This window comes from Cytophagales bacterium (assembly GCA_033344775.1).
In the GTDB taxonomy this organism is placed as follows: Bacteria; Bacteroidota; Bacteroidia; order Cytophagales; family Cyclobacteriaceae; genus JAWPMT01.
The window spans coordinates 873167-896235 of sequence record JAWPMT010000001.1; the positions used below are offsets into that span (position 1 = coordinate 873167).

Consider the following 23069-nt stretch of genomic DNA (forward strand, 5'->3'; position numbering starts at 1 on the left):
CCACAGCTTGCTTGCACATCAAATAATACTAGAAAATACTCATGAGGATTAATCAGATGGGAATGTCTATTTACCAAAATATATTCCCCGAAGTGACGTATTGCAAAACATGAAATGAACAAAAATGATTTAAACTTATTCTACAGAAAAGATGATTGATTATCAAAATTCAATTTGGATAATACTTATGATAAAAAAATACGTTTTTTCATAATTTAAAATACAAAATACTGATTTTCAGTTTATTATAAAAATAAATTTGACTGTGAAAAATTACGTTTTTTCATTTTGCTCAAAAAAACCATCTACTTATAGAATTTAATTAATCACAAATTAACCAAGCTTACTAACCCGTTAAAAACACGATTAAATCAACTTTTTGAAAAGTTTTAAGAATGCGGATTTTTTCAAAATATTTCTTAGAAATCGATATCTTATTGAAAGAATAGCATTTTCCATCCATTTAGTTTCTCTGAATTACCAATCTTTCAAAAATTCCCTTTCCTATAGGGCTTATAGCCAATTATTCATTGGTGAAACGTCTATAATTTAGCTATTCATTCTGTGCTTAATACACCTGACTGAATATGGAGAGTAACCAAGGACAAGGGCTTTACTGCGAAAAATTAGAACATGATGCCTGTGGTGTCGGCTGTGTCGTAAACATCAACGGCAGAAAATCTCACAAGACCGTCAAAGATGCCCTGACCATGTTGAAAAACATGGAACATCGAGGAGCGACTGGAAGTGATCCCGAAACTGGTGATGGTGCAGGCATCCTTATCCAGATACCTCACACTTTTTACAAACAAGAATTACGTGAGTTGGCGATTAACCTTCCCGACGAAGGTGAATATGGTGTTGGGATGATCTTTTTTCCGCAGCACTACCCTACTCGCGATCAATGTCGCAAAGTGATGAACAATGCGATCCGTAAGCTGGGTTTTCAGCTACTGGGTTATCGACCTGTACCCGTAGACGGCAATGTTCCAGGCCATGAATCCAAGTCGGTGGAGCCATTTGTGGAGCAAATCTTTCTACAAAGCAAAGATCACCAACTCCAACAAGAAGATCTGGAACGAAAGCTTTTCGTATTGAGTCACCTGATCACCAACGAAGTAAAAAAGGAAGTTCCGGCTGCTAACGATGAATTTTGCATCACCAGCTTATCGACCCGGACGATCATTTATAAAGGACAGTTGAAAACAAACCAGGTAGAAACATACTATCATGATCTGGTCAATCCGGAACTGAAATCTGCCCTGGCCATCGTTCACTCTCGTTTCTCAACCAACACTTTCCCTAACTGGAAACTGGCTCAGCCTTTCAGTCACATCGCCCACAATGGCGAGATCAATACCATCCGGGGGAATGTGACGAAGATGCAGTCCAAAGAAGCTTTGATGAGTTCTCCGTATTTCACGGAAGAAGAACTCTCCTGGCTTTTGCCCGTCACTGATGCTGGCAATTCGGATTCGGCGAATTTGAACGCACTCGTGGAATTACTAACGCTTGCTGGCCGGTCTCTACCACACGTGATGATGATGATGGTACCGGAAGCCTGGCAGGATAATGAACGCATGCACCCGTTGCGCAAAGCGTTTTACAAGTACCACGCCGCCTTGATGGAGCCCTGGGATGGTCCTGCCGCATTGTTTTTCACCAATGGTAAACAAATCGGCGCTACGCTCGATAGAAATGGCCTGCGTCCCGTAAGGTTCTGCATCACGACCGACAAGCGACTGATCATGGCATCAGAAGCGGGTGCTTTACAGGTGAAAGAAGAACAGATCTTACAGAAAGGTCGATTGCAGCCAGGTAAGATGATCATGGCTGATCTGGATGAGCAAGAAGTACTGTTCGATAATGAGATCAAGAAAGCCGTATACGAAGGCAAACCTTACTTCGACTGGATCAAAGAAAACCGGATCAAACTTCGGTTGATGCCGATTCCTGATCTGGAACCCAAAGTCATTGAGCCACATCGCTTGCTTACCCGACAGATCTCTAACGGGATCACTGAAGAAGATGTCAAGCACATCATACTTCCTTTCTCACGCACAGCCTCCGAACCACTTGGTTCTATGGGAGCAGATATTCCGTTGGCCGTTCTGTCTAAGCAAAGTCAGCATGTGGCGAACTATTTCAAGCAATACTTTGCGCAGGTAAGTAACCCTCCGATCGATCCTATTCGGGAACGTCTGGTGATGTCGCTTTTCACCCGTATTGGTGAATCACAGAACATTCTGGATGAAACGCCGGAGCACTCCCGACAAGTACACATTTCTCAGCCCATTCTTTCCAGAGACGATTTCTATCGCATCAAGGCACTGGAAAAAGAAGGGTTTTACTACCAGGTCATTGATGCTACGTTTGATGTCGATGGTGGTGAAAGTCTCTTCCATGCAGTCAATCGCATCTGTGAAGAATCGGAACGAGCCATCAGCGAGGGGATCTCGGTATTGATCATCTCCAACCGAAAAGAAACGGATAAACGTGCACCAATTCCAGGCTTGATCGCCATTGGCGCCATCCATCATCACCTGGTTGATCAGAAACTTCGTACGAAGGCAGGACTAATCGCCGAATGCAGTGATACCTGGGAAACTCACCATTTTGCGACGATCATTGGTTATGGTGCCAGCGCGGTATATCCTTATTTGGCCTACGATACCATTCGAAATGCGCATGATGAAGGTCAACTAGATAATGAACATCCGGTTGAGCATTATTTCGAGAATTACATCAAGGGCGTTGGCAAAGGCTTATTGAAGATCCTTTCTAAAATGGGGATCAGCACCTTGCAGTCTTATCAGGCGGCTCAAATTTTCGAGTGCGTTGGTTTGGGAGAAGAAGTCATTGCCAAATGCTTTAAAGGCACCATCAGTCGATTGGATGGTCTTGAATTTGCGGATCTGGAAGAAGAGGTACTGGTCAAACACCGCGCTTCATACGCAGCAAAAGGCGCATTGCTTGAGACAGGTGGCGTATATCAGTGGAAACGCAAGGGTGAAAAGCACCTGCTCAACCCCAAGACAATCCACTTGTTGCAGAAATCTACGAAGCTGAAGGATTTCGCCCTTTTCAAAGAATACACGGCCAGTGTCAACGATGAAAGCGCGGAGATCATCAATATTCGGGACCTCTTTGAGTTCAAGAAAAGAAGGTCGGTTCGGCTGAGCGAGGTAGAACCTGCCGCCAACATCCTAAAACGTTTCGCGACAGGCGCCATGTCTTTTGGTTCCATTTCACATGAAGCGCACTCCACCCTCGCCATTGCGATGAACCGTATCGGTGCAAAAAGCAACAGCGGCGAAGGCGGTGAAGATGTGGCTCGCTTCGAGAAGAAACCCAATGGCGATTGGGAACGATCCGCCATCAAGCAAGCAGCCTCCGGGCGATTTGGGGTAACCATCGATTACCTCAATAATGCCGAGGAATTGCAAATAAAAATCGCGCAGGGTGCCAAGCCCGGTGAAGGTGGCCAATTGCCCGGCCATAAGGTCGACGAATGGATCGCCAAGGTGCGTCACAGTACGCCAGGCGTTGGACTGATCTCTCCTCCTCCACACCACGACATCTATTCGATCGAGGATCTGAAGCAGTTGATCTATGACCTGAAAAACAGTAATCCTGATGCGAGGATCAATGTTAAACTTGTTTCTGAAGCAGGCGTTGGCACCATTGCTGCTGGCGTGGTAAAAGCCAAGGCAGATGTGGTACTCATCTCTGGTGCCGATGGTGGCACAGGCGCAAGTCCATTAAGCTCCATCAGACATGCAGGTCTTCCGTGGGAAATCGGCCTGGCAGAAGCACACCAGACACTGGTAAAGAACAACCTGAGAAGCCGCACGGTAGTGCAGACGGATGGTAAGATTATGACGGGCCGAGATCTGGCCGTAGCAACGTTATTGGGTGCAGAAGAGTATGGCATCAGCACCGCAGCTTTGATTGTTGAAGGCTGCATCATGATGCGTAAATGTCACTTGAACACTTGTCCGGTTGGAATTGCTACACAAAAACCAGAATTGCGAAAGCTTTTTACCGGTGATCCGGACCATGTCGTGAATTTCTTCGAGATGCTGGTAGAAGAATTCCGTGAGATCATGGCGACCCTAGGTTTCCGAACCGTGAACGAAATGGTAGGCCACTCAGATGTCTTGAAGCTGAGAAAAGACATTGATCACTGGAAGATCAACAAACTGGACCTTACACCTATCTTACACTACGAGCGGGCTCCTTCTCATGTGGGCACATATCGACAAATCGATCAGCATCATGGGTTGGAAAAAGTACTGGATCAGCGAATGATCAAAGACTTGAAAAAGTCCTCTCCTCCTTTCGAATTGAAATACCCGATCAAGAACACGGATCGATCCACCGGAACCATGCTTTCTGGCTTCCTGACCAAAAACAAGGTCATTGGCGATCCGATCAACATCCATTTCGAAGGTTCAGCTGGTCAGAGTTTTGGTGCATTCCTGGCTCCTCGATTGCAATTTGTATTGGCCGGTGAAGCCAACGATTATGTAGCGAAAGGACTATCTGGAGGCCGGATCGTGATCAAGCCACATGCTGATTCGAAATTCGTACCGCATGACAACATCATCATTGGTAACGTCTCACTGTATGGCGCGACCTCCGGTGAAGTTTACATCAATGGTCACGCGGGAGAACGTTTTTGTGTTCGAAATTCCGGTGCTGAGGCGGTCGTAGAAGGCATTGGCGATCATGGTTGTGAATACATGACGGGTGGCCTGGCCATCATACTGGGTCGCGTAGGCAACAACTTCGGAGCAGGCATGAGTGGTGGTATTGCTTATGTGCTGGACACAGACAATTCCTTCGATCAGCGGGTCAACCCTGAAATGATTGGAATTGAGTCATTGACAGAAGAAGACATAGCACTGGTCAAAGGAAAGGTAGAAAAGCACCTGGAATTGACTGGAAGCCCATTAGCCGGGCAATACCTGAATGATTGGTCTGAGATTGTGACCCAATTCAAGAAGGTGATGCCAAATGACCTGAAAAGAGTATTGGAAAGTAAGAAACTGAAAGATAAAGTAGCGTAATCATGGGAAGTATTGACGGATTCATCAAAGTAGACAGAAAACTCCCCGAATCAAGGAATGTCGAGGAAAGGGTATCGGACTATAAAGAATTGTATGTTCCGCATTCCGATGAGCTGACCAAAGAGCAAGCCAGCCGGTGCATGGATTGTGGCGTTCCTTTTTGCCACAGTGGCTGTCCATTAGGCAATTTCATTCCTGATTTCAATGATGCGGTCTATCAGGAAGATTGGGCCAAGGCTTTAGAGATCTTGCTTTCGACGAATAACTTCCCGGAGTTCACGGGACGTATTTGCCCGGCTCCTTGTGAAGGTTCCTGCGTCCTTGGCATCAACAAGCCTCCGGTAGCGATTGAGCACATCGAAAAGTCGATCATCGAGAAGGGTTTTGAATTGGGTCTGGTCACTCCTAACCCACCGACAGAACGCATTGATAAGAAAGTAGCCATCGTGGGTTCAGGTCCGGCTGGATTGGCAGCAGCGGATCAGCTGAACAAATCAGGCTATCATGTGACCGTCTACGAAAGAGATCCCAAGCCCGGAGGACTCCTGCGATTTGGTATTCCGGATTTTAAACTGGACAAGTCCGTGGTGGAGCGACGTGTCTCCATCATGGAAGCAGAAGGCATTGCATTCGTGACCAATTGCCATGTTGGATTTGACATCACCGCAGCAGAATTGAACAGCCAACACGATGCGATTCTGTTGGCGGGCGGTTCTACCATACCTAGAGATCTTCCCATTCCTGGCAGAGACCTGGCAGGCATTCATTACGCCATGTCCTTCCTGACGCAGCAGAACAAGCGCGTATCAGACATTGATTTTCAAGAAGCTGATATTTCCGCCAAGGACAAGCATGTGATCGTGATTGGAGGTGGAGACACAGGAAGTGACTGTATTGGGACCTCCAATCGTCACGGCGCCAAGTCCATCTTACAATTCGAATTACTGGATAAACCTCCAGTTGAAAGAGCGGTGTTGAATCCCTGGCCTGAATGGCCGATGGTCCTAAGGACTTCCAGTTCACATGAAGAAGGTGTGGATCGATCCTGGTCCATCATGACCAAAGAATTCATCGGTGAAGGGGGTAAGATCACCGGCCTGAAGACGGTCAAGATTGAATGGAAAGACAGTCGTCCCGTAGAAATTGAAGGTACAGAAGAAGTACACCCTTGCGACCTGGCATTGCTGGCCATCGGTTTTGCGCACCCACAAAAAGAAGGTTTGATCGAGCAATTGGGTGTAGAGCTGGACCCACGTGGCAATGTCAATACCAGAGGGTATGAATCTTCCGTGAAGAGTGTATTTGCAGCTGGTGACATGCGTAGAGGTCAGTCGCTAGTTGTATGGGCTATCTCTGAAGGTCGAGAAGCTGCTCGCAACATGGACCTGTACCTGAAAAAGACCAGCAATCTCCCGTCTAAGGAGCTGAGCGAGTATCAGTTGTAGGATTTATAAACCTCATAGGTTTATCGGAAAGACGCAGTTTAAAACCTATGAGGTTTTATCGTTTCCTGAAGTTGCAAATTTCAGGCAGTGTAGAATTTCCCATGGAGACCTTCTGTGATGGCATGGAGTGCATTATTATCACCATAAAGACTTAATAACTCCCATGGAGACTTTCCAGGGTGGTATGGAGCCATTTGGTGTAGTTATGAAGGGTTTGATAGCGTGAATGAGCGTTTAGGAATAATAATGGTTGCCAACTTTCTATTTTCCTTCCTTCCAAGTAGAAAGATTAGCCCTTAGTCAATTAATTTATCTTGGTTCTTATTGCCATCCAATACCTGATCTGTTTTTACCAAAACTTAGATAGGAATTATCAGGATTTACTTTATCCCTATTAAGAAAAGCTGTGTGTATCCATTGTTGTACATGATTAGGATTAGTGCTCCAATGATAAAGCCTCCCATATTTATTTTTGACATTATCACACAATCATGGTGGTATCAAGTTGCCTCTGACGTTATCCTTAGCATAATCAGGATGTGACGGCAAAAATATTCCAAGAAGACCTGACCGTGAATTATATAGAAACCTTCGAATTGAGGCGCCGATTTCCCAATCCACATGCTTTCTTGCCCAGGTTTCTTTTCCAATTAGTACAACAGTAACTGTACTATCTCTCAGATATTCATCTCTTATTTTTTGCCGAACAGTTTCTACCTTCAAATTGCTATCAATATCTCCGATTTGTACGGATTTAGATATCATATCTCGATATGCCTGGTCATTATCATGATGATAACTTACGAAAACCTTATGTCGATTACTCATAAAAACAACATTTATTAAAGCTACCGCTTTTACAAAATGATTCCAAAGATTCATTCTTGGCTCGTATCATCATTACATTTCTTATTTGCCAAATCCCCTATCTTACCCTCATGTCCACGGGACGAAAAACATCCATTACTTCGGTCATTAAATCCTACAGCAATCGGCTGTTTGGGTTCATTCGGGGGCGTGTGCGCTCGGAAGAGGATGCCGAGGATATTTTGCAGGATGTTTGGGTATCACTCAATAATGTGATCGACCTGGGGGGCATTGAGAATATCGGGGCGTGGCTGTTTCAAAATGCAAGGAACCGGATCGTAGACGGCTACCGAAAGCAAAAGGAAGATACATTGGATGATCCCCTATCGGAGGAACTGGATGCACTTTCGATCATGCCGGATGAATTTCCGGATGATGAATTCTTTACTGATTTATTCTGGCAAGAGTTGATGGCCGCGCTGGATGAGTTGCCTGAAAAGCAGCGAGATGTCTTTGTTTTAAATGAACTGGAAGGCCTGACGCTACAAGAAATCGCAAATAGTAAAGGAGAAAGCCTGAAAACCGTCATTTCTCGAAAGCGCTATGCCGTGCAAGCCTTGCGAAAGCAATTACAAAATTTTTATGAAGAACTTAACGACCTTTGAATATGCCTGGATCTAAACACTGGAGAAAAAGAATCCCTTTCATGATTGTCTTCGTCCTGGGTTTTGCTGCGTTGCTGTCCTTTTTGGTCATGTGGTTGTGGAATCAGGTTTTGGTGCCGGTCACAGGCGTAAGTGTGGTCACTTATTGGCAAGCGGCCGGGCTGTTACTATTGAGCAGGATCTTGTTTGGTGGATTCAAAGGTGGCCCCTGGAAAGGTGGACCGGGTCGGCGTGGTGGGCCGGGTCGTTGGAAGGAGAAATGGCAAAACATGAGCGAGGAGGAAAGGGAACAGATGAAAACGAAGTGGAAGGAGAAGTGTTAATCCCTCACGAAATTCTCACAAAACGATAGTAGGTAATCCTTTGTTTGAGATTCCCTGGTCGGGCACCCCGCCTGCGCGGGAATGACGGTTAAATGAATATGACCATATCATTCATCAAACCTTCATTCAAAAAAATAAAAAAAATTCCTTGCATTTAAAGTAATCCAATTTCTGGTTCGTCTTCCTGTTTGATAATCATTTAAAAAGTGAAAAACACAAGAAGATGAATCGACAAATAATAAAAACTATTTTAGGAGGTGCCTTACTAGGTGCGGCATTGTTCTATATCCCATTCTTTGTATTTAAGGTACTGGTGGTCTTTGCTCTATTCGGGATCGCGGCGCGATTTTTCGGTCGTCACAGAGGTTACCGTGGACCTTATGGCTGGGCGTATGCGGATAAAATTCGCAACATGAGTGATGATGAGTACACGAACTTCAAAGAGCGCATGTCTCATCGAGGCAGATGTGGCCATTCTCATCATCAGGCAACTCATTCAAACACAGAAGAAGCATGAAAAAGTCAACCCGATTGATCGTGGCTTTGGTTGCAGCAGCCATCACGTTTGGAAGTTTGTTTGCTTTTGTTGGAACGGACCACTGGGAAAAGTACCGCCATGTACACCAGCACTGGCATCAGCATGAGGATTGCTAATTTTTGACCACAAAAAATCCCCCGAAAATTGAATCGGGGGATTTTCTTATTTAGTTTTTTAAGAAACCTTAGTTCAACTTTTCTCTAATTTCTCTCTATCCCAATTCGAAGTATTGACCGCCGCTTCGTAGGTAGTTTGCAGAAAGTCATGCAAGGTCTTCTCGGGATCATCAGACTTGATCACATCCTCATACTTCAGGAAAAACTCACCCATTTCCGGGCTATAGAAAGTTTCCGAAGGCAGTACTTTCTGCTCCCCGAACCCTTCTCCTGTCGGATAGGAATAGGCATAGAATACAGGCATAGGAGAATCTTTCGAACCTGGCCAGAATCCTGCACTGCTCACTTCTTGTGAGTATGCTTCCTGCATCACTTCCAGGGGCATGTTTGGCATTCCGCCTGGATGTTCCGGTGCACCGTGTCCTGAGAATCGCGTCACCGCCAGATCAAAAGCGCCCCAGAACAAATGAACCGGACTTGCTTTACCCACAAATTCTGTGCGGAACTGATTGAATACCCCATTCACCTTTAGCATAGCTTGCCACAGTGCAGTAGCCATTTCGGGATCGTAATCCGTATGTTCCGTATTCTTTGCAAACGGAATCGCAGGTTCCATTTCATTTGGGCGCGCATGTAATTTGGGTGTCACTCCTATGCTGTTGAGCTTCTCCATCAGTTCTTCATAGAATGAAGCCACTGTTCTTGGTTTCAGATCCATGGTCAATGGCGCCGCATTGGAGCACTGGATCAACAGCTTGTGCCGCTTGAAGTCAAAATCTATCTCGAAAATGCGCCCTTCATAAGGGATGCCATGTGTAGAAAATCCAGTGGACGACACATAGAGCGTGGTGTGCCACGAATGGTTTTGCCAGGGCATGGTTTTCAATCGCACTTTTCCGACGATCTGAAACCATTGATGTAAGGTTTCTAAAGTTTCCTGATACTGTTCAAATTCCAGCTCAGGCCAGCCATTGTTCATATTGGGTTGCATGTCAATTCTTTTTTGACACAAACATGACGCACAAAATGAACCTTTGCATTAAGGTAGATTAACAAATGTGTCTCAGATCAAGATTTCATTCATCGGTCTGGCATACTCAAAAAGACTTACTTACGCCAGTCGACCTGCAAGTCAGGTACTTCTTCTCCTTCAAAAGTGATCCCCGTTAACCTCGGACGCTTTGTTTCCTGAATGATAGGAATTACACTTATCAATCCTGTAGACGTGTTGAAATCCGCCCCCCCCGTTAGCCCAAGCAAACGTAAAAACTGCTTCAAGGCCTTTGCGCCTTCCATCTGCATGCTGGCTATCCTGGAAATCCCGTTAGGATGATCAGTGGGATCGTTCATGCGGGCTGGATCGAAAAGGTAATCGATGAAAAAGAGATGAGCCAGTTTAGAGTCTTCCGGAAACGACAGGTACCTCCACCATTTACCATTGGTCTCCAGGAAAGGAATATGCATCCCTTGCAGTAGGTGCTTCAGTGAATCATGATCATGTCCTGTTAATGCCAGAAATACCCCTCCTTCCCCCTCGGTCAATAGCGATTGGTATTGCCTGGCCAATGGATCTGTAGCCGTACCTTTTACGGTTATCAATTCAAAGGAACTTTGATTCGCAAATTTGATATGCGCATTGAGTAATCCATTGTCATGCAACCTGCCTTCTTTGATCAGAAATCCTTTATCGATGAAGACTGATTTGGCACTATCCAGGTCATTTACTACTGCAATGACATGATCTACTCTTACTTGACCAACTGCAAAGTGAATGATCCCCAATAAACCAATGCATACAATCCATCTCATTTCAAATAAAGATAGTGATTGAATGTTTGTCTCTTCCCTGCAATACCGCCATATTCGCTAAATAGCGATTGTTTCTTGAAATATTCTACACGCATAAGGATCAAAGTAGTCCGGGATTATGTCATCGGCTGGACCGTCGCTTTCCTTTTTCTCTCTATCGTAAGAGGAGTCGGCACAGAAGAACTGGGCAGCCTCCAATTCGGATTTACCGACAGTCTCCTCATGTCCTTCACACTAGGGCCGATGATGGGCTTGATTTCCGGAATTGCGCAAGTATGGGCGGAAGAAAAGTGGTATCGGCGTGTTCCTATTCGTCGTTTATTGTTGATCAGGTTCGTTTACGGGATCTTGTTCCTGGGTTCGCTGATCACGATTGCCTACTTTACTTATCAGGCCTTTTTCGGCACGGACATCAGCCTGGTCACTTTTGCTTTTGATACCGGTAGTGGAGCTATCTATTTCTTCGTGATTGTCACAGATTTTGTACTGGTTGTGATCCGACAAGTCAGTGTCATGCTCGGTGAAGGAAACCTGGGTAAGCTACTTCAAGGTAAATTTTACCACCCCAGGGAAGAAGATCGGATTTTCATGTTCCTGGATTTGCAATCTTCCACTTCTCACGCAGAAAAACTCGGACATATTCAATACAGTTCCCTTATTCAGGATTGTTTCAATGACCTGGGAGTGGTCATGGAAAATGAGGCAGAGATCTATCAATACGTGGGTGATGAAGTGGTCCTGACCTGGCCCTTTGATCGTGGAGTTAAGCAAAACAATGCTATTCAGGCATTCTATCGATTCAAAGATCACCTGAATGCAAAAGCGACTGATTATGAATCCAAATATGGGATCATCCCCTTTTTCAAAGCCGGACTCCATGGAGGTACCGTCACTGTAACTGAAATTGGAAAATACAAAAAGGAAATTGCTTATCATGGCGACCCGATCAATACTGCTGCAAGGATTCAAGGGCAATGCAACGCTCTTGGTGCCGAATTGTTGATCTCCAGCGCACTCATGGAATCATTTGATCAGGAACCTTACTTAATCGAAAACGCAGGTCATATCCATTTAAAAGGGAAAGAACACCAAATGGAATTGTACAAAATCACGAAAAAATAAAATTTTCATACAGGGATTTCTCCCAAACGTTGTTATCCATCTAACCAACCAACCTAATCATGCGGAAACAACGAAATGCCTGTAGGGTATGGCATGTATGGGGTTATCCTCTATTCATGGCATCACTTGTCTTTTCGTGCGTATATCCATACGAGCTTGAGATTTTTGAAGATGCTTCGGCGTTGGTGGTGGATGCCACACTGACCAATGAGACCAAAGCGCATCTCGTACAACTAACTTTTACCGAACGCTTGGACAGCTCACGATTCCGTCCGGTGACGTCTGCTGCAGTCAACTATCTATCCAATGACGCGCGGATCCCATTGAGAGAAGCCAAACCCGGCCAATACATCACAGATTCCAGTTTTGCCGGTATTCCCGGACAGGCGTACCAACTAGAGATCACCCTCTCGAATGGGCAACAATACTTATCAACGGAAGAAACGCTCATCGCACCTGTGGAAATAGATAGTATTTACGGCAGGTTTTTGGTTGTGCCGGCAGATTTCAATGAAACGAATCTGGATGGCGTGCAGATTTTCCTGGATTCCCATTCGGATGCTACAGAACATCACAATTTTAGGTATGAATTCCAAGAAAGTTATGCGGTAGATGTCCCCTATCCTTCGAAGTATGACCACCGAGGATCAGTCTCAGAAGGGAACTTTGAAGTATTCCTACGCGAGCGACCGTTAGGTCGGTGTTATCGCAAAAGACAACAATCCCGAACACTGATCAGCACAACTCGAAATTTAAGTGAAAACAGGATTTCCGAATATCCACTGAAATTCATCAATGAGTGGTTACCAGACCTGGCCTATGATTATCGAATTGGCGTAAGACAGTATACCATTTCCGACGATACTTACGATTTCTTTCGGCAACTTAGGGATATCAACGAATCTCCGGGGAGTCTATCAGATCGACAATTAGGTACCCTTACTGGAAATATCAAACCCCAGGAAGGAACGACTCTTCCGGTATTGGGATACTTTGAAACAGCAGGCGTTTCTGAAGTCAGGAGGACATTTAGTCGCCATGATTTCATTGATGATGGCATCCAGACGTTTGATTGGGTCTGCCCGCTCGATAGCATCTGGACCGGATGTACGATAGATTATGAACTGTCAATACCATTTCTTTTTGAACGAGAAGAAATTGTTGATATCATAGGTGAAGACACCATCACCAGAAACGTACCCTACTTTGACTGGGGTCGACTGGACGGAGCTGTAAACGGAGAATGCGAATGGGTCATTACTGATATCAGAGGACAGTTCGCCTTTGTTACCTGGGGCTACTGTGGCGACTGCACATGGCATGGACTTTACGATAAACCTGAAGTCTGGGAGGACCTCCCTTAAAATGCACATCGTAGCACTTCATAAACGATCCTATCCACATGATACTCCTAAAGAGAAGCTATCACTAAGCTTCTATTCACGAAAATTCACCCAATCATGAGGAAACTACTGAAAGCTTGTGAGGAGTTGAAACAATGGAAGGTCTGTATATATCCTGCGATCATCTCACTACTTTTCTTTTCGTGCGTCTATCCATACGAACTTGAGATTTTTGAAGAAGCTTCTGCGTTGGTTGTGGATGCTACACTGACCAATGAGACTAAAGCACATATGGTGCAACTTACTTTTTCCGAACGCCTGGACAGTTCATCATTCCGCCCAGTAAGTTCTGCGGTTGTCAATTATCTATCGAATGGCCAGCGGATCTCATTGCGAGAAGCCAAACCAGGCCAATACATCACGGATTCTAGTTTTGCAGGTATTCCTGGACAGACTTACCAATTAGAGATCGCACTCTCGGATGGACAGCAATATCTATCCTCGGAAGAAACGCTCTTAGCTCCAGTGGAAATAGATAGTGTTTATGGCAGGTTCGTGGTGGTCCCTGCTGATTTCAATGAAACCAATCTGGATGGTGTGCAGCTATTTCTGGATGCACATTCTGATGCTACGGAACACCATAATTTTCGGTATGAGTTCCAGGAAAGTTATGCGGTAGACGTGCCGTACCCCTCGAAATATGATTATAGCGGAACCTTAAGTTCCTTTCAGGTATTTCCCAGGGAACGTGATTTAGGCCGATGTTATCGAAAAAGGCAACAGTCAAGGACCCTGATCAGTACCACGCGCAATCTCAGTGAAAATCGAATTTCTGAATACCCTTTGAAATTCGTCAATGAATGGCTGCCCGATCTGGCCTATGATTATCGCATTGGTGTCCGACAATACACCATCTCCGATGACACTTACGATTTCTTTCGACAATTAAGAGACATCAATGAATCAGCCGGTTCTCTGTCCGATCGCCAGTTGGGCACACTCAAAGGCAATATCAGTCCACAGCCCGGCACAACCATGCCCGTGTTGGGCTATTTCGAGGCTGCTGGGGTGTCGGAAGCAAGGCGCACACTTAGCTACCGGGATTTTCTGGACGATGGCATTCAAACGCAAGAGTGGATCTGCCCCTTGGACAGCATCTGGACCAACTGTGTGGTGGATTATGAAGTGCCCGTACGAGTCATATTCCAACGAGAGGACATCAGGATCGAAAATGGAGATACGATCACAAGAATTGCTAACTTTTTTAATTGGAGTCGATTGGACGCATCCCTCAATGGACCCTGTGAAGGTGAAAGGGTCATTACTGACATCAGAGGAAATTTCGCTTTTTTTACCTGGAAATATTGCGGTGATTGCACCTGGCATGGGCTCTATGATCGACCGGAAGTATGGGAGGTAGTACCCTAGAGAATGAATCAATCTGACTCCTGCTGATCAACATAATGCTTTACTGATCCCAAAGTGATTACAGAAAGGCCCTTGCCTAATCTAAATTTCTAAAATCTCGAAATCCGCGCCTTTACCAAACTGTGTAAGCTGGCTCATCTTGTAAGTCTCGAGGGTGGTAAGATCTTTCAATAAGAAGTCTCTGGGAAGGATTTTCTCCAACCGAAACTCAAGCACTTCTCCGAAGTTGGTGAGTCGATATTTCTTACCAGTCCTTAGACTGCTATAGGCCAATCCTTTCATAAGTGCTCGAAGTTAATGAGGGACGATAAAAAAACGATTAACAGACAAAAGTGTTCGATCAATTTTCCGTAAATTCTGAATCAAGTAATATTTCTGAGCAACTCCTAACTGAATGTAATTCTTAAGATCTAATATGTCGGTAAGAAAATTGAATCATCCTCTGTGGGTTTAATGAGGTTTGAAGCACCATCTCCCGTCCCCACTTTTCCATCGATGAAAAAGGCAAAATTCTATAGGTTCCCCACCTTGGAGCAAAAAAAGCCCTCTAAATAGAGAGCTTATTGATATCAACGGACTTGTTTAGACCAATTAGGACCAAACTTTCATCAATTGGTTACTTCCATCAATTGAATCGTGAAGATCAGGTTGGCATTTGCTGGAATAAATCCTGGAATCCCCTGGGGTCCATAAGCCAGGCCGGAAGGAATGTACAGTGTAATATCGCCACCTTCTTGTATCAGCGGAATACCAATTTGCCAGCCTTCAATCAAATTATTTAATTGAAAGGAAGTTCCTTCATTCGAATCAAAAACGTCCCCATTCAGCAATGTCCCTTCATAACCCACTCGAACTGTACCGGTCAATTCAGGAGTTGGTCCATTTCCCTGTTCTCGAATGACGTAGCGTAATCCGCTTGGATCTGTCTGAGCTGTAATGTTATTATCAGCGAGGTATTCATCCAGAATCTCGAGATCTATCGCCATCTGCTCTTCAAACGATACGAATATTACTTCTTGTTCCTTCAAACAACTACTAAGGGCAACCAATGTGCCCATACAAATCATCAGTAATTTACTTTTCATCTCAGTGGCTTAATTATTCCCAGATATCAATGATCTCCACGGTAAACGTAATGACCGTATTTTGAGGAATACTCCCAGATTGAGTGCCTCTGGTGCCATAGGCCAATCCTGAGGGAATGTACAAGGACATTCTTCCACCTTCCTGAATATATGGCAGTCCGATGATCCACCCTTCGATCATGTTTGAAAGTCGGAAGGTAAATTCCGAGTTGCTGTCAAAAACTTCTCCATCAAGGAAGGTTCCTTCATAAGCTGCAACAATCCCGCTGGCAGGCTCGGGAGTTAGACCTTCACCCTGCTCGTGGATGACATACCTCAATCCACTGGCATCAATCTGGGCGGTAATGTTATTTGCCGCAAGGAAACTATCAATCAATTCCGTATCTACAGCCAATTGTTGTTCAAAGGTGAGTTCGTCATCGTCTTTACACCCCACCAAGGACCCTAAAACAAAAAGACAAAGTATAAATCGCTTCATTCAGTAATGATTAAAATTGAAATTTCATGTATTTGATTTTTTCTCCTTTGTCGGAGAAAAGTTTCTCGTATTTGGTTTGGATGCCAAAATGCTCGGACATCAGGTCGGATTCGTACAAGTCATGGGTGTAGCTCAAATTTCGTACCGGAAATTGTTGCTCCAGGACTTCAAGTGTCCAATCGAATAAAGGCGTATTATCCGTTTTGAACTTGAACCAACCATCTTTTTTCAAGGCGTGTTTGTAAAGATTGAGGTATCGCGGAAAAGTCAGCCTTCGCTTTTCATCCCTGTCTCGAGGACGAGGATCAGGAAAAGTCAACCACATTTCAGACACTTCACCTTCTTCGAAAAATTTCTCAAAATAATGCAGTTGTGTTCTTAAGAAAGCCACGTTACCCAACTTTTCATCTTCTGCCATTTTACTCCCCACCCAGATTCGGTCACCTTTGATGTCGATCCCGATAAAATTTCGATCTGGATATACCCTGGACAGGCCAATGGTGTATTCCCCTTTCCCACAGCCCAGCTCAACGACTAAGTCGTTTCCATTGCCGAACATGGTACTTCTCCAATTACCCTTGATCTTTTCGAATAGTTCCTTTCCCGGTTCCAGCACGTTTTCCCGTGCAAAATTCTCACTGTATCTTTTATGCTTTTGCCTCACAAATCATTGATTTCTGCGACCACAAAAGTACTGCCACAAATTAATATACAATCATTTTCACCCGCCTGAGTCTTCGCTTCTGCCATAGCAATATTAACATTAGCGAAAGCTGCTCCGTGCATCCCAACATCCATTGCTGCTATTTTCAAAGCACTCAAAGGAAGTGCACGCGGCACCTGACTTTGTGTGAAATAGTAGATCGCATCTTTGGGCAGTATGGTTAGAACCGTCGACAGGTCCTTTTCCCTCACTAACCCCAGTACAATTCGCAATTTATCGACAGGCCATTGCCGCACCTGATGAAAAAGCGCTTTCAACCCCTGCTCATTGTGACTCACATCTGCTACTACCAACGGGTTTCGGCTCAAAAGCTGCATGCGGCCTTTCAATTGGAATTTTGCCAACCCCTGACGAATAGCCTGTTCATTGATTTCTGCGTATTTGGGTCTCAATTTCTCCAGGACCTCCAACACACCCGGCAGATTGTCCAGCACATAATCTGCCGCACTATTCACTTCCAATGATTCGTACATTAAGGTTTCACCGACCTGCAAATCAATCGTTTGTTTTCCTATTGGTCCTTCTTTACTTTCCCATCGGTAGCGATCTCTCGATACGATCAATTCACTATCGAGCGATCGGGCTTTCTCTTCAAAAACATGTATAATCTCTGGCTGATCACTGCCCAGCACCGTAGGAACATTTGGTTTGATGATCCCAGCCTTTTCCCCAGCAATGGCCGCAAGCGTATTTCCCAGCATGTCCATGTGGTCCATGCCAATTTTGGTGATCAAAGCAACTTCAGGAGTGATCACATTGGTACTATCCAGTCTGCCACCTAATCCTGTTTCAATGATCGCTATGTCAACTTCTTGCTTACTGAAATACCAAAAAGCCATGGCTACAGTAATCTCAAAAAACGATGGCTGGATGGTTTTGATCTGTGGCTGGATCAATTCAGTGAATGCAATGACTTCCTCCTCATGAATAGGTTGACCATTCAAAGTGATGCGCTCCGTGAAGGACTTGAGATGTGGTGAAGTATAGCAGCCTGTATGATATCCCGCCTCGATCAGAATCGCATTCAGCATGGCTGCACTGGACCCTTTCCCATTGGTACCGGCAATATGTATGGACTTGAATGTCTGCTCCGGATTACCTAAAGCCTCCAATAATGCACGGGTATTGGTCAAGTCTTTTTTGAACGCACTTTTCCCCACCTTCTGGTACATAGGTAGTTGCGAAAAAAGAAAGTCCAGGGTTTCCTGATAGGTCTTCAATGCTCGGGGGCAATTACTTTGATTTGATCACAAAAGTAATTTTACCTGAGGAAGTAGGAGCAGTTTTATAGGTAGAAGTCTTACTGAATGTCAGCCGCTCTACCGCTTGTCGGTAATATTTCTCAACCGAAGGAGAAACGGTACTCAGAATTGGAATAGTCTTGATGATATACCCTTCATCGTCAATCGTGATCTCGTAGACTATCTTTCCAGTCTCTTGTGAGTCATCATAAGGAGTCGGCTCAAAGTCCCAGATCCAGCCACTGAGTTCCAGACTGGCACCCTCTTGCCCGGTCACGTTACCATACAGGGCTCTTTCATCAATTTCAGCCTCAGGATCTCCTTCCTGGCCGTCCTTATTAGATTGTCCGCGATTATCGCTGGTCTCCGTTTCTTCAGGCAAAGCCACCTCAGGCTGTTCTTCTTGGGGCTCTTCAACAGGTTCTTCTACTACAGGCTCAGGAACTACCTCCGTTTCCGTAGGCGCTTCGATCACTTCTTCCACAACCTCTTCCACCGGTTCTTCAGGTGTGTCTTCTACTTCCTGGCTCACCTCTTCGTTCTCCGCGACTTCTTGTTGATCAGGGCTATTGATATCTTCTGTTTCTGCAGGTTGATCGGCCGGTTCAGTCACTTCCTGGACCTCCTCCTGTACCAGCTGTTCTACTGGAGTTTCCGGTTGAGGCGTTTCCTGAACGGGTGGCTGAGTAGGAGTAGCGGGTCGTCCAGTGTCCTGTAATCCAAAACTTAATTCGATACCGTATTCAGGAATGGGCGGAAAGGGTTCTTTCCAGGCGACCAAAAAGTACAGCAAAAGCAAGAACACCAGCTGGATACCACCGGTGATCAGTGCACTTTTTCGATTATTCTTTTGTTCTTCCTGATCCATACCGCTTAATTGGGTTTTGTAGCGATGGACACCTTCGCTTCCAGAGCTGTTGCAATAGATGCAACTGCTACCATATCCTCAACGGGTACCGATTTGTCACAATGCAATACCACTACCCCTTCTTTCCCTTCGAACGCTGTTCTTAATACGGCTTCCATCTGATTAATGTTTACCTGACGGTCATCCACAAAGTATTTCCGCTCCTTGGTAATGGTCACGCTTACTTTTTGCATTACGATAGTAGAGCTCTTGGAAGTCGGGAGGTTTACCGGCAAACCAGAGGGCGTTATAAAGGAGGCCGTAAGCATGAAAAAGATCAACAACAGAAAGATCACATCCGTCATTGAGGACATGCTGAAAGCAGCATCGATCTTATGTTTTTGCTTCAGGTTCATTTGGTAGGCTCTTGTAATAGATCAATGAAGTCGATGGAATTGTACTCCATGCTATGGATCAGCTTTTGCACCCTGGTGATCAGGTAATTGTATCCGAGATATGCCAAAATTCCTACGAACAGACCCGCCGCAGTAGTGATCATGGCTTCATAGATCCCGCTGGAAAGCAATTTGGGGCTTACGGCACCTTCCTCTTGGGCAATCGCAATGAACGCCTGGATCATACCCGTAACCGTCCCCAGGAAACCGATCATGGGCGCTGCACCGGAAATGGTCGCCAGCATACCCAGGTTCTTTTCTAATCGGTAAACTTCGATCTTTCCAATGTTCTCGATGCTCACCTCAATATTTTTAAGCGGGCTTCCAATGCGCTCCACTCCTTTTTCAATCATACGAGCTACTGGCGTATTGGTCTGAGCACAGAGTACCCTTGCACCTTCGATATCCCCTTTAGAAACTTTCTCCCGGATTTGATCTTTGAAATTCTCCGGAGTTTGTGAAGATTTCTTGATCACCAGCAGACGTTGAATAAAAATATAGATCGCAATAATCCACAACAAAAAGATCGGGATCATCATGTATCCGCCTTTCAGCAGTAACTCTAACACCGTAATGGCCTCCTGATCGGCCACCGTTGTATCAACCTGTAATAACATACACTCGTTTTTGACTATTACCTAAAACGAAAAAGGGACGATCATTATGATGTCCCTTTCCATTATTTTTTAAAAATTTTATTAATACCGGAGTGCCCAAATGTCATCTCCAAACTCTCCTTTGTAATTATTGACTGCATTGTTGGCATCCGCAAAGGTGCTATAGGAGGCAATCGCTACCCGGTAAAACCGGTGGTCATCGAATGGAGGAATGATCGTTGGACTCTTGCCGTCATCAGCCAGTTCCTGCGCGTAATCTCCAGCGAGATCTTCGTCGACAAAACTTCCGATGATGACATAAGCCTGACCTGTTTTAGCACTCAACCTGGTGATCTCACCTGCTTCCACGGTCAGTGGTTGTGGATCTGGTTTCACTTGTTCAGGCTCGGGCTTAGGATCTGACGGTACTGGCTTAGGATCCTCTTTGGGTGGTTCCGGTTTTGGTTTAGCAGGCTGCTCTTGCTTAGGCTTTTCCGCAATCTGCTCATTTCCTCCTGTTCGGAAGAACGCAAACCATAAAGAAAGACCAAGAACCGCTATCACGACCGTACCGATCACCACAATGCGGGTAAAGGAATTCCTGCTTTGTGGGTCGGAGTATTTGAACTCCACTCCTTTATTCTCTCGTTCTGCCAATTCTTCGGCACTCAAATCTTCTGAGCTACCAGAAGAACTTCCTTCAGATTCGAAAATATCAGCACCTGCCGATTCACCTTCAAAGTCCTCGTATGACTCTTCTTCATAGAAGTCGGTATCCTCGTCATCTAACTGAAGGTCTTCTTCAGAGATATCACTCAGATCTATGTCGTCAAAGTCAACGCCTTCCAGGTCTTCATCCGAGATTTCAATGTCATCAAGGTCTTCTTCACTGATATCTCCAATATCCGTAGAATCCTCTGAAGCCTCAGGCTCACTATAACTTTCATCCAGATCCAATTCTCCGGAAACATCATTGTCTTCTAAATCAATGAGTTCTGGTTCAGGTTCGGCAGGAGCATCTTCTATTTCAAGCTCCTCTAGTGATTCATCCTCACCATCAACTTCTACCTCAAGATCCAGTTCTTCTTCGAGAGGCTCATCTTCATCATCCAGTTCATCATATTCCAGATCCGGAAGACCAAAGTCCTCATCATCATCGAAGTACTCGTTTTTCCTTTCTTTAGGTTCTTCTTCGTTGGTGCTGTCGTCGGCCATATTAATATGTTAATCCAAATAGCTTCAATTAGGTCGTCAATTTAGCAAAAGTTTCAGTATTGGATTAGAGCAGATTACGAAATTGTTACGCAATTTGATCAGAACCGATACCGGAAACCTGCTTTAATCGCGATTCTACGCGTCGGATAATTCAAAAAATACGCGTAGGATTGGTTAAAAAGGTTTTCTCCCTGCAAAAATACAGCAGATTGTTCATTTATGCGATAATCCACTTTTAGGCTTAGATCGGCAAACCCTTTGAGGTCGACAGGTTGAAAATCAACTGGTGAAGGAGCAATGATCCCGTTAACAACCTTCAGACGAGTTGTAAGCAACCATTTATCGAACCTTTTGACACCACTCAGGTCGAATACGCTTGTGGGCCTATTCCATGCCTCCACTTCACTACCAGGCGAATAGTCGAAGTAACTGAAGCCTGCTTTCAGTTCAAACGACTCATTAACATGGTAATTAAGTCCTACATGGTATTTAAATACATTGAGTTCGGCTGTATCATAATCCATGGTAAATCGGGAACTATCGATGAGTGAAGGCTCAAAGTAAATGGCATTTTCAATGTCCCTGATCTCTACGCCCGCTTCTACTTCCAGATTTGGTAAAATGGCTCCTTTCAACACCCCATAAAAAGGCACCTTTTCAACGGAAGTTCTTAAACTCAGGCTGTCCTCCACGAACGGGTTTTGCGGATACAGATCTAATAACCGGTTGAATCTGATCCGGTTGTCTATTCCTCCCGTGATGCTCCATGAGCCGCCAAATGGAACGCGCAACTCCATCACTGCTCCTACTTGAGTTTGTGTAGCTGTATCTGTATCACTAATGGCATTCGCCTGTAAGCCTATCTTAAAATCAATCGTATTGATTTTGGTACGGTACCACGGTTCAAACGAAAATACGCTTCGCTTGAGAGAGGTGCCACTTTCATAACTACTGGTAAGGCCCCTAAAATCCAGGCCTACACGATTCTTTTTATCTACAGAAAAATCAGCTCCTGCATCTATGTCAAAATTTGATTCATTGGCGAAAGCTGATTTGCCTATTTCAGCGGAAGACACGAAGGAAACTTTTGGAGCTATTCGGTACCTCAGTTTATCACTGATACCTTTTCCGGATAGCACCGCTTTCAGCTGAAAATCTTGCGTTCTGATCCGGTCTGTCAAAGTTTGCTCTGTAGGATTGGCAAAGGCCTCATCGCTCAAACCATAAAAATAATAGCCGGTCCGATTGAATTGAGGAGCAAAACTAAACCGTGTATTTTCCGATTTCCAGGCAATGCGCATACCCAATTGTGTCAGGGACGAACCGCTTTCCTGATTGCGTACAGGCCCCTCCAGAAAGCTCTCATGGAATAAATTGGCTCCAAAAGTCCATTCATTCTTCTCTTGCAAATGCGTAAAACTCAGCAGCGGGGATATATAATTACCAAAGCCCAGTATGGCTTCATTGGCATAAGTCTTATCTTTTTTACCTTTCTCCAAAGACAGTGTCCTGAAAGTGGGCACATATTTCGGCAAAGCAATTTGAGGGGCATTGATCGAAAAACTAACCGGAGGTGGTTCTTTCGATAATTCTTTGATTTCTGTTGTTTGAAACAGACGACTGGCTGTAGGTAGCACAATCTTACGCTCTTTCTCGATCAACACTTCCGCACTCCGGATTTCACCACTATTGGGCAGGCTATCATTGGCTTGCCCTAACGCAGAAAATCCAATGATCGAACACAAAAAAATTAGGGTCAA

Annotated in this window: 22 protein-coding genes; 9 read left to right on the forward strand and 13 right to left on the reverse strand. The window is 44.8% G+C overall.

The genetic code is table 11. The features are described from left to right. Positions 1-587 precede the first annotated feature (587 nt). Complete coding sequence (gltB, locus tag R8G66_03615) at positions 588-5072, forward strand: glutamate synthase large subunit (protein ID MDW3191419.1); 4485 nt, start codon at positions 588-590, stop codon at positions 5070-5072. A 2-nt stretch (positions 5073-5074) separates the two neighbouring features. Then, positions 5075-6517, forward strand: coding sequence for a glutamate synthase subunit beta (locus R8G66_03620; GenBank protein MDW3191420.1), 1443 nt, complete (start codon positions 5075-5077; stop codon positions 6515-6517). Positions 6518-7006: 489 nt separating this feature from the next. Here the strand turns inward: R8G66_03620 and R8G66_03625 are convergent, their stop codons facing one another. Continuing rightward, positions 7007-7345: a TIR domain-containing protein gene (locus R8G66_03625; protein MDW3191421.1), complete on the reverse strand. Its 339-nt coding sequence runs from the start codon at positions 7343-7345 to the stop codon at positions 7007-7009. A 110-nt stretch (positions 7346-7455) separates the two neighbouring features. Here R8G66_03625 and R8G66_03630 point away from each other — a divergent pair, with 110 nt between their 5' ends. The 4 genes from R8G66_03630 (at position 7456) to R8G66_03645 (ending at position 8966) form a co-directional block, all read left to right on the forward strand. Continuing rightward, complete coding sequence (locus tag R8G66_03630) at positions 7456-7989, forward strand: sigma-70 family RNA polymerase sigma factor (GenBank protein ID MDW3191422.1); 534 nt, start codon at positions 7456-7458, stop codon at positions 7987-7989. Between the two features lie 41 nt (positions 7990-8030). Next, entirely contained in the window at positions 8031-8312 is a 282-nt protein-coding gene (locus R8G66_03635) for a hypothetical protein (GenBank protein ID MDW3191423.1), read from the forward strand. A 223-nt stretch (positions 8313-8535) separates the two neighbouring features. Beyond that, positions 8536-8829, forward strand: coding sequence for a hypothetical protein (locus R8G66_03640; protein MDW3191424.1), 294 nt, complete (start codon positions 8536-8538; stop codon positions 8827-8829). Then, positions 8826-8966: a hypothetical protein gene (locus R8G66_03645; GenBank protein ID MDW3191425.1), complete on the forward strand. Its 141-nt coding sequence runs from the start codon at positions 8826-8828 to the stop codon at positions 8964-8966. The genes R8G66_03640 and R8G66_03645 overlap by 4 nt, the downstream gene beginning before the upstream one ends. 73 nt (positions 8967-9039) lie before the next feature. Here the strand turns inward: R8G66_03645 and R8G66_03650 are convergent, their stop codons facing one another. Continuing rightward, complete coding sequence (locus tag R8G66_03650; GenBank protein ID MDW3191426.1) at positions 9040-9957, reverse strand: DUF5996 family protein; 918 nt, start codon at positions 9955-9957, stop codon at positions 9040-9042. Positions 9958-10073: 116 nt separating this feature from the next. Further along, positions 10074-10775 carry a VOC family protein gene (locus tag R8G66_03655; GenBank protein ID MDW3191427.1) on the reverse strand — a complete coding sequence of 234 codons (702 nt, stop codon included), beginning with the start codon at positions 10773-10775 and terminating at the stop codon, positions 10074-10076. A 75-nt stretch (positions 10776-10850) separates the two neighbouring features. Between R8G66_03655 and R8G66_03660 the strand changes: the two genes are divergently transcribed. From R8G66_03660 to R8G66_03670, 3 genes are all read left to right on the forward strand, one after another. Next, a complete protein-coding gene (locus R8G66_03660) occupies positions 10851-11897 on the forward strand; it encodes an adenylate/guanylate cyclase domain-containing protein (GenBank protein MDW3191428.1) in 1047 nt (348 codons plus the stop codon). 59 nt (positions 11898-11956) lie between these two features. After that, positions 11957-13261: a DUF4249 domain-containing protein gene (locus R8G66_03665; protein MDW3191429.1), complete on the forward strand. Its 1305-nt coding sequence runs from the start codon at positions 11957-11959 to the stop codon at positions 13259-13261. Between the two features lie 96 nt (positions 13262-13357). Next, positions 13358-14668: a DUF4249 domain-containing protein gene (locus R8G66_03670; GenBank protein ID MDW3191430.1), complete on the forward strand. Its 1311-nt coding sequence runs from the start codon at positions 13358-13360 to the stop codon at positions 14666-14668. 81 nt (positions 14669-14749) lie between these two features. Here R8G66_03670 and R8G66_03675 read toward each other — a convergent pair whose 3' ends face one another. From R8G66_03675 to R8G66_03720, 10 genes are all read right to left on the reverse strand, one after another. Then, positions 14750-14950, reverse strand: coding sequence for a hypothetical protein (locus R8G66_03675; GenBank protein MDW3191431.1), 201 nt, complete (start codon positions 14948-14950; stop codon positions 14750-14752). 326 nt (positions 14951-15276) lie between these two features. After that, a complete protein-coding gene (locus tag R8G66_03680) occupies positions 15277-15753 on the reverse strand; it encodes an FKBP-type peptidyl-prolyl cis-trans isomerase (protein MDW3191432.1) in 477 nt (158 codons plus the stop codon). A 13-nt stretch (positions 15754-15766) separates the two neighbouring features. Beyond that, the gene (locus tag R8G66_03685; protein MDW3191433.1) at positions 15767-16231 is read right to left on the reverse strand and encodes an FKBP-type peptidyl-prolyl cis-trans isomerase; all 465 of its coding nucleotides are present in this window, start codon (positions 16229-16231) and stop codon (positions 15767-15769) included. A 10-nt stretch (positions 16232-16241) separates the two neighbouring features. Then, entirely contained in the window at positions 16242-16895 is a 654-nt protein-coding gene (trmB, locus tag R8G66_03690) for a tRNA (guanosine(46)-N7)-methyltransferase TrmB (protein MDW3191434.1), read from the reverse strand. Then, a complete protein-coding gene (locus R8G66_03695; GenBank protein ID MDW3191435.1) occupies positions 16892-18175 on the reverse strand; it encodes a folylpolyglutamate synthase/dihydrofolate synthase family protein in 1284 nt (427 codons plus the stop codon). Before R8G66_03695 ends, trmB begins: the two co-directional genes overlap by 4 nt. Positions 18176-18188: 13 nt before the next feature. Then, positions 18189-19064, reverse strand: a complete 876-nt coding sequence (locus R8G66_03700; protein ID MDW3191436.1) for a hypothetical protein — start codon at positions 19062-19064, stop codon at positions 18189-18191. 5 nt (positions 19065-19069) lie between these two features. Beyond that, positions 19070-19459 (reverse strand): biopolymer transporter ExbD, encoded by a 390-nt coding sequence (locus R8G66_03705; protein ID MDW3191437.1) that lies wholly within the window; start codon positions 19457-19459, stop codon positions 19070-19072. Then, a complete protein-coding gene (locus R8G66_03710) occupies positions 19456-20115 on the reverse strand; it encodes a MotA/TolQ/ExbB proton channel family protein (GenBank protein MDW3191438.1) in 660 nt (219 codons plus the stop codon). The genes R8G66_03705 and R8G66_03710 overlap by 4 nt, the downstream gene beginning before the upstream one ends. Before the next feature lie 81 nt (positions 20116-20196). Beyond that, complete coding sequence (locus R8G66_03715; GenBank protein ID MDW3191439.1) at positions 20197-21309, reverse strand: SPOR domain-containing protein; 1113 nt, start codon at positions 21307-21309, stop codon at positions 20197-20199. Between the two features lie 98 nt (positions 21310-21407). After that, positions 21408-23069 carry a hypothetical protein gene (locus R8G66_03720; GenBank protein MDW3191440.1) on the reverse strand — a complete coding sequence of 554 codons (1662 nt, stop codon included), beginning with the start codon at positions 23067-23069 and terminating at the stop codon, positions 21408-21410.

Coding starts and splice junctions, on each gene's coding strand:
- gltB (MDW3191419.1), top strand. CDS start 588: ATGGAGAGTAACCAAGGACAAGGGCTTTACTGCGAAAAATTAGAACAT.
- R8G66_03620 (MDW3191420.1), top strand. CDS start 5,075: ATGGGAAGTATTGACGGATTCATCAAAGTAGACAGAAAACTCCCCGAA.
- R8G66_03625 (MDW3191421.1), bottom strand. CDS start 7,345: ATGAGTAATCGACATAAGGTTTTCGTAAGTTATCATCATGATAATGAC.
- R8G66_03630 (MDW3191422.1), top strand. CDS start 7,456: ATGTCCACGGGACGAAAAACATCCATTACTTCGGTCATTAAATCCTAC.
- R8G66_03635 (MDW3191423.1), top strand. CDS start 8,031: ATGATTGTCTTCGTCCTGGGTTTTGCTGCGTTGCTGTCCTTTTTGGTC.
- R8G66_03640 (MDW3191424.1), top strand. CDS start 8,536: ATGAATCGACAAATAATAAAAACTATTTTAGGAGGTGCCTTACTAGGT.
- R8G66_03645 (MDW3191425.1), top strand. CDS start 8,826: ATGAAAAAGTCAACCCGATTGATCGTGGCTTTGGTTGCAGCAGCCATC.
- R8G66_03650 (MDW3191426.1), bottom strand. CDS start 9,957: ATGCAACCCAATATGAACAATGGCTGGCCTGAGCTGGAATTTGAACAG.
- R8G66_03655 (MDW3191427.1), bottom strand. CDS start 10,775: ATGAGATGGATTGTATGCATTGGTTTATTGGGGATCATTCACTTTGCA.
- R8G66_03665 (MDW3191429.1), top strand. CDS start 11,957: ATGCGGAAACAACGAAATGCCTGTAGGGTATGGCATGTATGGGGTTAT.
- R8G66_03670 (MDW3191430.1), top strand. CDS start 13,358: ATGAGGAAACTACTGAAAGCTTGTGAGGAGTTGAAACAATGGAAGGTC.
- R8G66_03675 (MDW3191431.1), bottom strand. CDS start 14,950: ATGAAAGGATTGGCCTATAGCAGTCTAAGGACTGGTAAGAAATATCGA.
- R8G66_03680 (MDW3191432.1), bottom strand. CDS start 15,753: ATGAAAAGTAAATTACTGATGATTTGTATGGGCACATTGGTTGCCCTT.
- R8G66_03685 (MDW3191433.1), bottom strand. CDS start 16,231: ATGAAGCGATTTATACTTTGTCTTTTTGTTTTAGGGTCCTTGGTGGGG.
- R8G66_03700 (MDW3191436.1), bottom strand. CDS start 19,064: ATGGATCAGGAAGAACAAAAGAATAATCGAAAAAGTGCACTGATCACC.
- R8G66_03705 (MDW3191437.1), bottom strand. CDS start 19,459: ATGAACCTGAAGCAAAAACATAAGATCGATGCTGCTTTCAGCATGTCC.
- R8G66_03710 (MDW3191438.1), bottom strand. CDS start 20,115: ATGTTATTACAGGTTGATACAACGGTGGCCGATCAGGAGGCCATTACG.
- R8G66_03715 (MDW3191439.1), bottom strand. CDS start 21,309: ATGGCCGACGACAGCACCAACGAAGAAGAACCTAAAGAAAGGAAAAAC.